Raw genomic sequence first — 15,504 nt, forward strand, 5'->3', positions numbered from 1 at the left:
CATGGATATTTCATAATCACATGTGTCTGCTTTTATCTGTATCGCTGGGCAGCGCTTCAAATACTGCCTAACCATTTGAAATTAAGTTGAAACGAGAAAGTAAGAGGAAAATGAACCACCGGTCATCGCCACCGGCAATTGCTGTCATTGGACTGGCATGTCGATATCCTGACGCAGCAACGCCTCGACAACTGTGGGAAAATATCCTGGCCCGACGGAGGCAGTTCCGGCGTATTCCAGATTGCCGGTTGCCGCTTGCGGACTACTATGATGCGGACAAAAAAGCGCCTGACAAAACCTATGGCCGCCAAGCCGCAGTCATCGACGGTTTCGATTTCGACTGGGCTGAAAGGCGAATCCCGTTTTCCACCGTACGCACCACGGATATCGTACACTGGCTGGCCCTGGAAACCAGCTTGGCGGCTGTTGCCGATGCTGGCTACACCCGGGAGACCCTTCCCGGCGAGCGCACTGGTGTCATTATCGGCAACACGCTTACCGGCGAGCAGACCCGGGCGAACACCATGCGGCTGCGCTGGCCCTTTGTCCGCCGGGCACTTCACAGTGCCGCCCGTGCCCATGGAATGGAAGCGGAACAGATTCACCTGCTCTCCCGGACCCTGAAGGATCGTTATACCTCCGTCTTCCCGCCGGTGGACGAGGATACCCTGGCCGGTGGGCTTTCCAATACCATTGCCGGTCGCATCTGCAATCATCTCAACTTGATGGGCGGGGGCTTCACTGTCGACGGGGCCTGCTCTTCTTCGCTGCTGGCCGTGGCCCATGCCGCATCGCGAATGGTGGATCAGGATCTGGACCTGGCTATCGTGGGTGGTGTGGACGTCAGCCTGGACCCGTTTGAGCTGATCGGTTTTTCTAAAACCGGTGCACTCACCGACGGTGATATGACGGTTTATGACCGCGGCGGAAAAGGCTTCATACCCGGCGAGGGCTGCGGTTTCATGGTGCTCAAACCCCTGGCCGCCGCCCGACGGGATGGCGACCGGGTTTACGCAGTGATTCACGGCTGGGGCATCTCCTCGGACGGCGGCGGTTCAGGCATTACGGCTCCCAGCGTTTCCGGCCAGGCGCTGGCCCTGGAACGGGCCTACCTGCATGCACCCCATGGCGTCGAAGACCTGGATTTCATCGAGGGCCACGGCACCGGCACCACCGTGGGGGACCGCACCGAGTTGGAAGCCATTGCCCGGGTGATGGGACGGACACCGGTACCCCGCGGCCAATTGAGGCCTTGCGGCATCACCTCTCTCAAGTCCATCCTCGGCCACACCAAGGCCGCCTCGGGCATCGGTGGACTGCTCAAGGCGGTGATGGCGGTCAATCGCCGGGTCGTCCCCCCGACCGCCGCCTGTACCGAACCCCACCAGACATTCGACACCGAGGCCAGGCGCCTCTACCCCGTCCGCCTGGGCCGGCAGGAACCTGCCGACAGGCAATTGACCGCCGGGGTTTCTTCCATGGGCTTTGGTGGCATCAACTGCCACCTCACGCTGGTTTCCGGTGACAAACCCGACGATCGACTGGCGCCTGCGTTGGATGAAGGGTCGCTGCTGGTTCATGCCCAGGAGAGTGAACTGCTGGTGATGGGCGCCGGCAGCAAGTCCGCGATGCTGGAAAACATGGCGGACCTGATCAAGACTGTCGATGGCACGAGCATGGCCGAACTGGCCGACCTTGCCGCCGACCTGAGCCGGCGGGTGCCGCCTGACGCAACCATCCGGGCCGCCATCGTCGCCGGCCGCCCCGACGACTTGATCGTCCGACTGACCCAACTGGAAACGTTCCTTCGGCAAGAGGAGACTGGCCATGGCGCCGGTCAGGCCGTTGCCCTGGGACCCGACACCTGGCTGGGCATGGGCGTTGACAGACCCCGGATTGGATTCCTGTTTCCCGGCCAGGGTTCCCAGCAGCTCAATATGGCCCGGATGCTGGTGCAGCGGTTTTCGTGGGCCCGATCGCTCGTGGAACAGGCCGATCAAATTACCCGCGACCTGACCGGCATTCCGGTGAGCCCACTGATATTCCGAGACACCGATCGGGCACCCGGTCCCGAAGAGCGGGATCGCTGGTTCAGCGCGCTTTCCCAAACGGAAAACGCCCAGCCTGCCATCTGTCTGGCCTCCATGCTGTGGTTTTCTTTTTTCACCCGTTTGGGAATTCGTCCCGAAGCCGTTGGTGGACACAGCCTGGGAGAATTGACGGCCTGCTTTGCCGCCGGCGGGTTCGATGCGGCCACGCTTTTGGAGTTTTCGGCCCGTCGCGGACTGGCCATGTCCGCGCGGACCGATGTTCCCGGGGCCATGGTCGCCCTTCGCTGCGACGAGCCGACTGCACTGGCGCTGATACCGCTGGTTAACGGGTACCTTACCGTGGCAAACCTCAACAGTTCCCGTCAGACCGTGCTTTCCGGTGAAGCGGAGGCGGCTCAGGCCATGGTCAGAATTGCCCGGGAAAACGGTGTCAGTGCCCGTATGCTGCCGGTTACCGGCGCTTTTCACAGCCGTCTGTGCGCGGATGCCGCCCGGCAGGTGACCGATATGGCCCTGCTTTCGAGGACCATGGAAACAGCTGTGTGTCGGATTTTTTCCAGCATCGACGGCGATATTCTGGCGCCTGGGCAGCTCCTGAACGAACATTTTTCCCGGCAGATCCGTTCACGGGTCGATTTTATCCGAATGACCAGAAACATGGCGGCAGGCTGTGACCTGATCGTCGAGCTGGGGCCGGGCCGGGTGCTGACCGGACTCACCGGAGACGTTCTCGGTGAAACGGGACCGGTATGCCTGCCGGTGGAGGGAACTGCCGGTGGTACATTAGACTTGAACCGCGCTCTCGGCGCGATCTTTGCCCAGGGTGTGCCGATCCATTGGGAGATGTTTTTTGAAAACCGGCTGATCCGTCCTTTTATCCCGGCAGATCAAAAAGCCTTTGTGGTCAACCCCTGTGAAACCCTGCCCCGGGTCGACGATGAGGAAACCGGCATCGACAGCAGGCCGACCGACGAAATCCACACAATCCTGGCTGAAGCCTTTACCGGAGTCCCGGAGGCGCTGGTGGGTCGCTACCTGGAATCCCGGGGGGCATTTTTAAATCGGGTGGTGCAGGCGGATCTCGCCTACTGGGATCCAGGCGCCCGGCTGGTGGAAGCCGGTGCGGGAGGAAAAGGGGTGCCGGCGTCCGGACGCCCAGCGCCGATGCCGGCCCAGGCCACTTTGTTCCAGCTCATCGCCGATGTGACAGGCTTTTCTTCTGAGACCCTTTCCCGGGAGTCCCGGCTTCTTGATGATTTGAACCTGGATTCCATCAAGGCCGGCGACCTGATCGCCCGCTTTGCAAAGACCTGCGGTGTGACTTTCCCCGATCCGGCGCTACTGGCCAATGCTGCTTTAGGCGAACTGGCCGACGCTGCTCAGCGGTTGCGCGGTGATGGCCCGGGGGCGGACGATCCTGCGGCAGTGGACCGCACTGAACTGGGCGGGCGGTTGGTGGACATGGTTTCAGAGATCACCGGGTTCCCCAAAGCGAGCATCAATCTGTCCATGCGGCTTTTGGACGATCTGAACTTGGATTCCATCAAGGCGGGCGACCTGATCGCCCGCTTGTCTGCGGAGGCAGGGGATTCAGGTCGTGTGGATGCGTCGTGGCTGGCCAATGCCAGTCTGGACCAGGTGGTCGATCAAGTCGCGGCCGGTCTGGAATCGATACCGGTTGTGGCGTCAGCAGTGCCGGATGCACTGGCCGAACTGGTTGGCCAAGCCGCCCGAATCACCGGATTCTCCGCTGACGCCCTGGATCCGGACCTGCAGGTTGAGCGGGATCTTCAATTGGGGCCGGACAAGTTTAAATCGCTGGTCCAGCATACCGCTCTGGCCATGGGAATACAGGCCAACCTCGACTTGGAGCCCCTGCGCACGCGCAGTCTGCGGCAGATCAGCAAGATTCTGAACCGGATGGCCGCGGAACAGCATGACTCCGGTGCCGGGAGTCTCGGGACCGGACCGGCGATGGCTGCCATCCAGCCCACCTGGGTGCGCAATTTCAGCATGGATGTGGTGGAGACGCCTTACCCGCAACTTCCCGATACCTGGCGGATGCGGTCGGAAAACGACTGGCAGAAGGCCCGGGTACTGATTCTTCATAGTGAAGATACGGCGGATGTGGCTGAGGTACTCGGGGGGCATTATTTTCAGCGGGGGGCCTTCACCCGAGTGCATGTTTTCGACGCTGAAGGCGCGGCAGAAGATGTGCGCGATCCGGCATTTTCCCACCTGGTGGCTGTCTTGCCCAAAAACGGTCATCGAGAAAAAGATCGATCGGCGTTGCTGAATCGGCTTATCCGCATGCGGGCCAGCTTGACATCCGTGCCGCCGGCGGCCGACGCGCCGAGACGGCGCACCACCGTGGCCTGGATTCAGTTCGGCGGTGGATTTTTCGGTCGGGATCCGCGCTTCTCACGGTTGGATCGGTGTGGTGCCGTGGCCCTGGCAGCCAGCCTTCACCTGGAACGGGTGGACCTTCGGGTTCGTGTGATGGATTTCTGTCCGGCCCTTTCCGCGGAGACGATCGCCTGGGAAACCCTGGCCGAGACCATCACCCAGGACGGCTTTGCCGCCGTGGGTTACGATCTGGACCGCACTCGCCGGACCTTATCTCCGCGGCTGGTTCAGCCGGCAACCTATGAAAATCGGAACATCCGGTGGTCGGGCGATGATGTGATCCTCGTCACCGGCGGGGCCAGTGGCATCACGGCTGCCTGTGCTCTGGCCGTGGCGCGGGAAACCGGTGCGCGGATGGCCCTGGTGGGTCGGACCCCGCATCCGGATCAGTCGTCGCAAGCCTCCGCCTCGCAGGAGATCCGCACCCTTTTGAACAAATATGCCGCCCTGGGACTGGCGGTCGACTATTTTTCCTGTGACATGGCTGACCGCGATGCGGTGATGGCGATGCTGGCGGCGGTTGCAGAGCGCCTGGGTCCGGTTACCGGGGTCATCCATGGCGCCGGACTCAATAGGCCGCGCATCACCGGCCAGGTCAAACCCGAGCAGGCTTTTGCCGAAACCGCTCCAAAGGTGCTGGGCATGCTTCACCTGCTGGACGCACTCGAAGCGAAACCGCCCAAGCTGATTGTGGGGATGGGGTCCATCATCGGCATTACCGGCATGCCAGGCAACGGCTGGTACGGTTTTTCCAACGAGGTGATGGATATCGCCCTGCGCGGCTTCGCCGCCGAACACCCCCAGACATGCACGGCCAATGTGGCCTACAGCATCTGGCGCGACGAAGGCATGGGTGCCCGTATGGGCAGTGTGGACCTGCTGCGCGACAAGGGCATCGACGCGATTCCCACGGACGAGGGCGTCAAGCGGTTCCTTGCCATCTTCACCCATGATCCGGGCAGCAGCCAGGTGGTGGTGACCGCTCGCATGGGGGGACTGGATACCTGGAACCATGTTCTACCCGATGTGCCCCAGGGATGGCGATTCCTGGACCTTCGAACCCATCTGACCCCAGGGGTGGAAGTGGTTTTTTCTACGCATCTGTCCCTTGAGACCGATCCCTACCTGAGGGACCATCATTTCCAGGGATCCTATCTTTTCCCCACGGTTTTCGGGCTGGAAGCCATGGCCCAGGCTGCACTTTACCTGCTTGGCAACACGGAACTTGCCCGGGTTCAAATCCGTGACGTGCACCTCCTGCGGCCGATCACGGTCGATCCCGAAACGGGCGCCGGCATCACTATCCGCGCGATGCTGGCCGAGGTGCAAGCCGGTGGCCAAAGGGTGGTTCACGCCGGAATCATGAAACAGGGAACCGGGGTTCAGTCGGACTTCTTCGAGGCCACACTGGTCTTTGGCGCGACCGACCGTGCGCCGATGGCATCCGTTGCTCATTCGGACACGCCCATGCCCCTGGCGCCGAAGACCGACCTGTATCGGTCCAGCCTGCTTTTCCAGGGACCTCGATTCCAGGGTATCCAAACCGTCTGGGATATCCGGGAAACCGGTGAGAAAGCCGGGACCGCGCTCTTCACCACCCGCATGACGCCGGCAGACCAGTTGTCGATTGCAGCCTTTGGCGGGGAGAATCGCAGCGGCCTGTGCCTGGGAGACGCATTTTTTACCGATACCCTGCTGCAGAGTGCGGCCCTGTTGGTGCCCCAGGACACCAGTCTGCCCGTGTCCATCGATCGCATGGACTTGTTTCCTGAATTTTTCAGCGCATCCACCCCCGCCACGGTGCGCGTGGAACTCGTGGGACAGGAGGATCGGGACCTGGTCTACCGTGTGGCGGCCATGGACGAAGACGGTGCGGCGAGGGCGGTACTGCAGGGCTATCGACTGAGAATTCTCAAGCACCATGACGACTATCCGACGGTGGCCGATCTGGTGTCACCCGAGGACCGGGATCGCCGAATGGTCCGTCAGGCGCTGGACGATGTGTGTCGACGCTTTTCGGTAACGTCACCCCACCTGGAGCTGGCCTGTATCCCCGACATCCATGGCAGGAATAAACAGGAACGGCGGGAGGCGGAGGGGCCAATGCTGCAACGGGCCCTGTCTACCGCGGCCGAGCGATACGAGGTCTCCGCATTGTCGCTGTCGGTCCAGTGGCATGAGAGCGGCAAACCGGTGGTTGCCGATGTGGCTTCATCCGTTCTGGATGTTTCTATTACCCACGAGGACCGGACATGTCTGTGTGTCTGCGGGCCCGGGCCGGTGGGGTGTGACCTGGCCGCCGTTACCGACAGAGACCGTAAGGGCTGGAACGGCCTGCTGGGCGATGGTCGAATGGACTTGCTGGACAGCCTCATCCACCAGGGGGAGCGTCTGGACGATGCCGGCACGCGCATCTGGGTGGCGACCGAAACCCTGGCCAAAGCCTGCGGCCGGTCCCCTGAAATAATTACACTCGTGAGTAAAAAGGGCCAAGCGGTGCTGTTTGCCGGCGGCGGTATCGGCGGGACAGCCATCCAGGTCCTCACGCTGGCTATCCGTCTGACCTGGGGGGCGCCACAGATTCTGGCGGTCACAGTGGCGGCAGAGACCGTGGCGCGTGTTCCGTCACACCTGTTGACCTCAGATTATCCGGGATACGAACCCTTATATGAGACCCGCCCTTTCGAGATGATCGAAGGGGGCCCCCAGGGCCAACTGGTGTTCGTCCAGCGGCTGCCGGTGACCTTCCAACCCAGTGCCAACCTGAGCCGAACCATTTACTTCTCAAATTTTATCAAGTGGATGGGCAACACCCGTGAGGCGTCGGCCTGGCCGGTCCTGGCAGAGATGTCCGATCAGTTTGCCAGCGGTCGCTGGGGCGGGGTGACCAATTACGGTCACCTGAAGATCCTCGGGGAAGCGGGCACCAGCGACCAGGTTGAAATCCTAATGTGGGTGTCGGACAACAGCGGGCCCGAGAATTCCACCATGACCCTATCCTACGATTTCCGCAAAATAGTTAAGGGAGGGGGGTACCAGCGTCTGGCTTTCTGCCGGCTGCAGACCACCTGGGTGGAGATCCTGGGGCCGGGAGTGGCGAAAGTGGCCCCCTATCCGGCCTACTACGGCCAGTTCATCGAAGACATGTGCCCGCAGTTCGACGCGCCGGACACGCCCGAATCCTTGCCGGAATCGCTGGGTCACCTGTTCGACGTCGCGGATGATCCCGTCGTCTACACGGCACCGTCCGGGCCCGTGGTGCGTCCGATCGTGCGGGAGCAGACCTTTGAAACCACTTTGGCCCATGCCAACCTGGTGGGCAATATCTACTACGCTAACTACTACGAATGGCAGGGCCAGATTCGGGATCGCTTCTTTTATGAACTGATTCCGGATTACTTTCATGGCGTCGGGGAAAAGGGTGAACTGCTGGCCCTGGAGAGCCGCGTGGACCACCTGCGCGAGGCCATGCCCTTCGACCGGGTCGTGCTCACCCTGGCCGTTAAGGAGCTACGGGCCTGCAGCGTGATCTTCCACGTGGATTACTTCCGCCTCGAACCGGACGGCTCGCGGGTGAAGATCGCCACCGGCATGCACCGGGCCGTGTGGGCACTGCGCGATAAACAGGGCCGGCCCATGGCCACCCGGTTTCCGGATTCGGTTCGGGCGGCGCTTGATGCCGCAATTGTCAAATAAAAAGGGAGACGACTTCAAACCGGGTGACGTCCACCAACCCTTTGTCCGTCAGCTTGAGGTCCGGGATGACCGGCAGGGCTAAGAAACCCAGGGTCATGAAGGGGTCGGAAAGGCCGGCTCCCAGATCTTTTGCAGCGGCGATCATTCCGTCCATCTGCTGCAGGACGGTCTCCACCGGCTGGTCGGACATGAGACCGGCCACGGGCAGGGGCAGGCTGGCCAGGACCTTGCCGTCGTCGACGGCCACCAGGCCGCCACCCATCGCCACCACGGCTGTTACCGCAGCCTGCATGTCCACATCGGTTGCGCCGGCAACGATGATATTGTGGGAATCGTGGGCCACGCTGGAAGCGAGGGCACCGCGCTTCAGTCCCAGTCCGGTTACGAATCCCCTGCCGGTATGGGCCTGTCCTGTGTAGCGGTCCACCACGCACATTTTGATCACATCCCTGGGCACATCAGACACGGCAAAGCCGCCTTTTTCCGTCACATCCATGATTTCGCAGCGGGTGATCACCTGGTCGGCAATGGCCCGGATGACGCGCATGCGCCTGCCTTTGGCCGGTATCGAGAAATCCAGACCACCTGGATCCAGACGCATGGACGGCGGCACGGCGATTGGGGCCGGCCGCTGTAAGCCGGGCATCAGACTGCCGTTTTCAGCCACTGGTCGACCCAGATAAAACACCTTTTCTGCGCGGATGTCCGCCAGGTCGGAGAAGACCACCAGGTTGGCCTTGCGGCCCGGAGCAATCGCCCCGGCATCCTTGATGCCGAAGTAGTCGGCCGGGTTGATGGTGCCCATGCGGATGGCCGTCAGCGGGTCCAGCCCTTTGGCCACAGCCTTTCGGATCACCGCATCCACGTGACCCTCGGCCAGAAGGTCGTGGGGGTGTCGGTCGTCGGTGCACCACATCATTCGATGCCAGGTATCCTCGTTGATGACGGGAAACAGGGCGTCCAGGTTGCGGGCGCAGGTGCCCTCGCGCACCATGATGTGCATGCCCAGTTCCAGCTTTTCCAGCGCCTCGTCGGCGCTGGTGCATTCGTGGTCCGAGGCGATGCCGGCGGCCGCGTAGGCAAACAACCGGCGACCGGAAAGTCCCGGGGCGTGGCCGTCCATGGTTCGGTGGTGACTGCGGGCCAGGGCCAGTTTGGCCATCACATCGGCGTCGGTGAAGATCACGCCGGGGTAGTTCATCATTTCGGCCAGAGCCACGATGCGCGGATGCGCGAAGAAAGGCGCAAGGTCCCCGGCATTCAGCCGGGCGCCGGCGGTTTCCATGTCTGTGGCCGGCACGCAGGAGGGCAGGGCGAAGAGGCAGTTCATGGGCTGGCCCTCGGCTGATCGCAGCATGTAGTCGATGCCTGCCGCACCCAGCACGTTGGCGATTTCGTGGGGATCGGCCACCACGGTCGTGGTGCCGCAGGGGGCCACGGTACGGGCGAATTCGGAGACACAGGTCATGGAACTTTCGATGTGGACGTGTGAATCGATGAATCCGGGGGCCACGTAGCAACCCTCGAGGTCCATCGTTTTCGCAGCGTCGTAGCCGCCAAAGCCCACGATAGTGCCGTCTTTGATGGCGATGCTGCCGTCTATGACCCGGCCGGAAAAGACGTTGACGATCTTCGCATTGACCAGCAGCAGATCCACCGGGGCATCGCCCCGGGCCGCGGTGATAATGGGGATTAAGTCCATATCTTTTTCCTTATGCTTAACACTCGACACCTGACCCGGTTAAAACCGGAAATAACAAATCGCAAGCACCAAATTCCAAATTAATTCCAAATTGCAATAGCCAAATTTCAAACAAGATCAAAAACCAACAGTTGATTGTCATATTGATTACTCCAATATTGACCATTAAATGTCCTTTGTTCAAGATCAGGTTTGGAATTTTGAATTTAGTTATTGTGATTTGTTTTTTGACCCAAAAATAACTTGCCAACGCTAAGGTACTAAGACTCAATAACATTGTGGCTTAATCGAATCTCCTGAGCGATCGCATTGACCCGATCGATCACTTCGCCGATACCGATCGTCAGCAACCGCCGGTCTCTCACCACCTGCCTGCCGGCCACCAGCACGTGGCGCACGTCGGCGCCGCCGGCCGTATAGACGATGTGGGACTCCGGGTGGTACATGGGTGTCAGGTGGGGGGCCCGGGTGTCGAGGATGACGAGGTCCGCCTGTTTGCCGATTTCCAGCGAGCCGATGTGATCCGCCAGGCCGATTGCATGGGCGCCGTCGATGGTGGCCATTTTGAGCACACTGGCCGCATTCAGGGCCGTGGGATCAAAGGTGGCGACCTTGTGCAGTTTGGCTGCCGTTCCCATTTCACCGAACAGGTCCAGGTTGTTGTTGCTGGCGCAGCCGTCGGTGCCCAGCGACACCATTACCCCGGCTGATTGCATCCCTGTTACCGGTGCGATGCCCGAGGCCAGCTTCATGTTGCTCTCCGGACAATGGGCGACGGCGCAGCCGCGCCGGTTGATGGTGGCGATGTCCGCCTCGTCGACCCAGACGCAATGGGCCAACAAGGTTCGACGATCGAGAATGCCCAGCCGATCCAGGTGGGCGACGGGGCTGAGGCCTTTTTCCTTGATGGATTGCTCGCGCTCGAAAAGGGTTTCGGCCACATGCACCTGAAAGATCAGGCCCAGGTCGTCCGCTGCCGCCTTAGCCGCCTTGAGGGTGACGTCGCTACAGGTATAGGGCGCATGGCAGAAGATGGACGGCGTAATCAGCCGGCTGCGACCCTTCCAGCGTTGGGCATAATTCCGGGCGTGGTCGATGTTTTTTCCCGGATCCGGCACGCCGGGGGCCGGAAAATCGATGACTCCCTGGGCCAACACGGCTCGTAGACCGGTTTCAGCGACGGCTCGGGCCACCGCGTCTTCGTGAAAATAACCCCCGCAGCAACAGGTGGTTCCGGACAGCAGCATTTCCGCGCAGGCGAGCAGTGTGCCCCAACGCACCGTTTCGGGGTTGATGAAGCGGGCCTCGGCCGGGAAGATGTGGTCGTCGAGCCATTCGATCAGGGGCAAGTCGTCGGCCAGGCCCCGGAACAGGGTCATGGGCAGATGGGTGTGGGTGTTGACCAGGCCGGGCATGACGATGCCGCCGACCGCGTTGATGGTCAGCATCGCCATTGGCGGTGGTGAATCCGGTGCGGTGGATTCAATGGCCCGGATGACGCCCTCATGAATGCCGATCCATCCGTTTTCGATGGTACGCATCCGGTCGTCCACGGTCACCAGGGTTCCATTGTGGATCACGGCATCGAAGTTCATGTTAGTGACCCCGGATCGTTTCGGCGATCTGCCAGGCGTCGGCCATGATCTTTTCCAGGTCCATGTGCATAAGCCGGCGGTCTTTCATCAGCACCCGGCCATTGATCACGGTGGCGCATACATCGCTGCCGCCAACGGCATAAACCAGGTGGGAGGTCGGGTGGTACATGGGGGTCAGGTGGGGTTTGCGGGTGTCGATAACGATGATGTCGGCTTGCTTGCCGGTTTCGATGCTGCCAGTAATGGTGTCCAGCCCCAAGGCGCGGGCGCCGTCGATGGTGGCCATGCGTAGCACGGTGGCGGCATCCATCACCGTGGGATCCAGACGGCTGGCCTTATGCAGCTTGGCGGCCATGTCCATTTCGGCGAACAGATCCAGGTTGTTGTTGCTGGAGCAGCCGTCGGTGCCCAGGCCGGTGCACACCCCCCGTTCGACCAGATCGGCCACCGGTGAAACGCCGGAGGCCAGCTTCATGTTGCTTTCCGGGTTGTGGGACACCTTGACCTCGTGCTGTTGGAGCAGATCCATGTCAACGTCGTTGAGCACCACGCAATGGCAGGCCAGCAGGTTGGCACCCAGCACGCCCAGGTTGGCCAGGTGACCCACCGGCGTAGCACCATATTTTTCCTGAATGTCGTGCACCTCCTTATGGGTCTCGGAAAGGTGGATCACCAGGGGCACACGGTGCTTCCGGGCGATGTCGGCGGCCTCGGTCAACAGGTCCGGTGCACACAGGTAAGGGGAGTGGGGCTCCACGGCGATGGTGACTAGCGGGTCGTTGTGCCAGGCGTCGATTAGGTGGCGGGTGTAGTCGAAGCCTTTTTGGATGGGGCCGTAGTTGGGCGAGGGAAAGTCGTATAGTACTTCCCCCACCACCGCCCGCATACCGGTAGCCTTGGCGGCACGGGCCACAGCGTCTTCGAACAGGTACATGTCGCAAAAGCAGGTTGTCCCCGAAAGAATCATTTCGGCACAGCCGAGCAGCGTGCCGGCATGCACTTTGCCCTCGTTCAGCAAGGCTTCGGCAGGGAAGATGTGCTCGTTTAGCCAGGTCATCAACGGCAGGTCGTCGGCCAAACCCCGGAACAGCGTCATGGCGGCGTGGGTGTGGGTGTTGACCAGGCCGGGCATGATGATACCGCCGGCGGCATCGATCGTCTCAGTTGCCGCCATCGATCCAACCTCGGCGGCCGAACCGACGGCCGCAATGGTCTCCCCGCAGACCGCCACCGCCCCATTTTCAATGACGCGGCCAAGCGGATCCATGGTCATGACGATACCATTGGTGATCAGCAGGTCGGCGGTTGTCGTCATGACCGCGTGCCCTTGTGGATCTGTGCCACCACGGCCTGGATCAGACGGTTGAGATCGGGTGCTGCCTGGTTGGCCGCGGCGACGATGGCCTCCACGGATGCCGGTGCCGGGCGGTCGGGGTCGTTGATGTTAGTGATGGTGGACAATCCCAGCACCCGCATGCCGGCGTGCACGGCGACAAGGGTTTCCATCACCGTTGAAAAACCCACCGCATCGGCACCGATGGTTTTCAAGTAGCGGATTTCTGCCGGTGTTTCCAGAGACGGCCCCTTCAATCCGGCATAGACGCCACTTTTTAAAGCAATGCCCAGACTGTCGGCAGCCCGGCGGGAAAGCTGCACCAGGGATCGATCATAGGCCGCCGTCATGTCCGGAAATCGGGGCCCCCAGTCGTCATGATTGGCCCCGATCAGCGGGTTTTCGCCGGTGAGATTGATGTGGTCGCGGATCACCATCAGATCTCCCTGGCGAAAGGCGGGGTTCATGCCGCCGGCCGCATTGGAGAGGATCAGGTGCCGTACGCCCAGCGACTGCATCACCCGCACGGGAAAGGTCACGGCCCCGGGGGGATAGCCTTCGTACAGGTGGACGCGCCCCTGCATGACCATCACCGGATGCCCGGCCAGGGTTCCGGCCATCAACCGCCCTGAATGACCGACCACCGTGGATACGGGGAAGTTCGGCATGTCTGCGTAATTAATTGTCAGCGCGTCATCGAGAGGGCCGACGGCCTCGCCCAGTCCGGTGCCGGTGATCACTCCGGTCTCAGGAGCGTGGTCCAGTTTCGATTCCAGAAATGCTGTGGTTTCGTGGACTTTTTCTTTCAGGCGGTTCAAGGGCTGCCTCCAGTGTCTGCTTTGCGGGGTTTTCCAAACCGTTTCGATTCATGTGCCAACAATTTTTATCACCGTCCCGACGTTTGGGTTATAGACCAGCTTTTACAGCCTCGTCAAGCGTTGTCAGGCGCGGGTGGACGGCCATGATAGCGTTGACATTTATATATATTTATGAAATGTTGCCACGCGGTCGCCGGTGATTCTCTACCATTGCGTTACAGGCCGCCTATTCGTCAATATTACGCGCATTCGAAGCCGTTGTTTTTTTGCGATTCAAGGAGCGTTTCAGACATGACCCTGACACACCACCCCAACCATGCGGACATCAGCGACGACATGTGGTCGCTGATCGACGTCGTCATCCAGAAAAACAGGACTATTTCCGGAGCAGTCATCACAGTTCTCAGGGAGTGCCAGACCATCGCCGGATACCTGCCCGTGGAATTGCTGGACTACATCAGCCAGGGCCTTAACCTGCCCGCCAGCAGCGTTTACGGCGTGGCATCCTTCTACTCCCTTTTTTCCATGGTACCCAAGGGCCGCCACACCATCAGGATGTGCCTGGGAACGGCATGCTACGTCAAAGGCATCAAGGAGGCCCTGAGCCGCATTGAAAATGAATACCAGCTGAAAGAGGGCGGCACCACCGACGACCGGCGGTTCACCCTGGAAGCTGTTCGTTGCCTGGGTGCCTGCGGTTTGGCACCGGTAATGGTGGTGGGTCAGGACACTTACGGAGACGTCAGTTCGGACAAGGTTTTAGAACTGCTTAAGAAGTATGCCTAGTCCTATCGTTGTTAAACCGATAGCCTCATTGGGTTCAACGTAGAACGATCATGAAAATTTCCGAAATTAAAGATATCCTCAAAGGCAGCATGCTTTGTGGGGAAAATCAGATGGACACGGTCATCGTTGGCGGTGGCGCGGCGGATTTGATGGACGATGTCCTGGCGGCCGCGGCCAAGGGTTGTGCCTTGCTGACGGGTGTCACCACGGACCATGTTATCCGAACTGCGAAAATCGTCGGTGTCGGCACCATCGTCATCGTCAGGGGAAAAAATCCACCCAAGGCGTTCGTGGAGATGGCCGAGTCTTTCGAAATTCCGCTGATGGTGACGGAATACTCACTTTTTGTGGCCTGCGGGCGACTATACATGAACGGCATCAGGGGGCTGGACGGTTCCTGGTAAACACTGCTGGAGACGGGAAATGGCGAAACTGACCACTCAGGATCTGGAGGGCATTCGAAATGCACAGAAGGATCGGCTGGAATTCAAGGACAAGACTTACTTGTTGCTCTGCGGCGGCACCGGATGCCACGCCACCGGTGCCATCCGGGTCAAGGATGCCCTGGTAGCGGCCATTGCCGAAAAGGGATTGACCGACAAGGTTCAGGTGATCGAAACCGGCTGTAACGGCTTCTGTGCCCTGGGACCCTTGCTGGTGGTTCACCCCGGCGACGTCTTCTACCAGAAGCTCTCCGTTGATGATATGCCCGAGTTGGTGGAATCCCACCTGATCAACGGCAAGCCGGTGGTGCGGCTGCTCTACAAGGACCCGGTCTCCAAAGCCAAAATCGCCGCCCAAACCAAGATTCCCTTTTTTGCCCACCAGATGCCGCGGGCCCTGCGCAACAAAGGGTTGATCGACCCCGAGTCCATTGATGAGTATATCGGCCGGGATGGGTATATCGGTGTGGCCAAGGCGCTGTTCGACATGACCCCACAACAGATCATCGAAGAGATGAAAATCTCCGGCATGCGGGGGCGCGGGGGCGCCGGGTTCCCCACGGGGGTGAAGTGGGATTTCGCCAGCCAGAGTGCCGACTCGGTGAAATACGTGCTCTGCAACGCCGATGAGGGCGATCCCGGGGCCTTTATGGACCGCAGTATCCTGGAAGCGG

At 60.8% G+C, this 15,504-nt stretch carries 8 protein-coding genes; 4 read left to right on the forward strand and 4 right to left on the reverse strand.

Annotation, left to right across the window (positions count from 1 at the left end):
- Positions 1 to 110: 110 nt before the first annotated feature.
- A complete protein-coding gene (locus QNK41_RS05070; protein WP_319254409.1) occupies positions 111 to 8,153 on the forward strand; it encodes an SDR family NAD(P)-dependent oxidoreductase in 8,043 nt (2,680 codons plus the stop codon).
- Here QNK41_RS05070 and ade read toward each other — a convergent pair.
- From ade to QNK41_RS05090, 4 genes are all read right to left on the reverse strand, one after another.
- Complete coding sequence (gene ade / locus QNK41_RS05075) at positions 8,146 to 9,855, reverse strand: adenine deaminase (RefSeq protein ID WP_319254411.1); 1,710 nt, start codon at positions 9,853 to 9,855, stop codon at positions 8,146 to 8,148. The genes QNK41_RS05070 and ade overlap by 8 nt on opposite strands.
- 260 nt (positions 9,856 to 10,115) lie before the next feature.
- Complete coding sequence (locus QNK41_RS05080) at positions 10,116 to 11,450, reverse strand: amidohydrolase (RefSeq protein WP_319254413.1); 1,335 nt, start codon at positions 11,448 to 11,450, stop codon at positions 10,116 to 10,118.
- 1 nt (position 11,451) lies between these two features.
- The gene (locus tag QNK41_RS05085; RefSeq protein WP_319254415.1) at positions 11,452 to 12,765 is read right to left on the reverse strand and encodes an amidohydrolase; all 1,314 of its coding nucleotides are present in this window, start codon (positions 12,763 to 12,765) and stop codon (positions 11,452 to 11,454) included.
- Positions 12,762 to 13,601, reverse strand: coding sequence for a purine-nucleoside phosphorylase (locus QNK41_RS05090; protein WP_319254417.1), 840 nt, complete (start codon positions 13,599 to 13,601; stop codon positions 12,762 to 12,764). The genes QNK41_RS05085 and QNK41_RS05090 overlap by 4 nt, the downstream gene beginning before the upstream one ends.
- Before the next feature lie 291 nt (positions 13,602 to 13,892).
- Between QNK41_RS05090 and QNK41_RS05095 the strand changes: the two genes are divergently transcribed.
- From QNK41_RS05095 to QNK41_RS05105, 3 genes are all read left to right on the forward strand, one after another.
- Positions 13,893 to 14,387, forward strand: coding sequence for an NAD(P)H-dependent oxidoreductase subunit E (locus QNK41_RS05095; protein ID WP_319254419.1), 495 nt, complete (start codon positions 13,893 to 13,895; stop codon positions 14,385 to 14,387).
- Positions 14,388 to 14,437: 50 nt separating this feature from the next.
- Positions 14,438 to 14,791 (forward strand): hypothetical protein, encoded by a 354-nt coding sequence (locus tag QNK41_RS05100; protein ID WP_319254421.1) that lies wholly within the window; start codon positions 14,438 to 14,440, stop codon positions 14,789 to 14,791.
- Positions 14,792 to 14,810: 19 nt separating this feature from the next.
- Positions 14,811 to 15,504: (2Fe-2S) ferredoxin domain-containing protein (locus QNK41_RS05105; RefSeq protein ID WP_319254423.1), on the forward strand; the 694-nt coding region annotated here is incomplete at its 3' end.

Source organism: Desulfosarcina sp. (assembly GCF_033791525.1).
Classification (GTDB): Bacteria; Desulfobacterota; Desulfobacteria; order Desulfobacterales; family Desulfosarcinaceae; genus Desulfosarcina.

What these genes read in the sequence shown, in the direction of transcription:
- QNK41_RS05070 (WP_319254409.1), top strand. Translation starts at nt 111, where the DNA reads ATGAACCACCGGTCATCGCCACCGGCAATTGCTGTCATTGGACTGGCA.
- ade (WP_319254411.1), bottom strand. Translation starts at nt 9,855, where the DNA reads ATGGACTTAATCCCCATTATCACCGCGGCCCGGGGCGATGCCCCGGTG.
- QNK41_RS05080 (WP_319254413.1), bottom strand. Translation starts at nt 11,450, where the DNA reads ATGAACTTCGATGCCGTGATCCACAATGGAACCCTGGTGACCGTGGAC.
- QNK41_RS05085 (WP_319254415.1), bottom strand. Translation starts at nt 12,765, where the DNA reads ATGACGACAACCGCCGACCTGCTGATCACCAATGGTATCGTCATGACC.
- QNK41_RS05095 (WP_319254419.1), top strand. Translation starts at nt 13,893, where the DNA reads ATGACCCTGACACACCACCCCAACCATGCGGACATCAGCGACGACATG.
- QNK41_RS05100 (WP_319254421.1), top strand. Translation starts at nt 14,438, where the DNA reads ATGAAAATTTCCGAAATTAAAGATATCCTCAAAGGCAGCATGCTTTGT.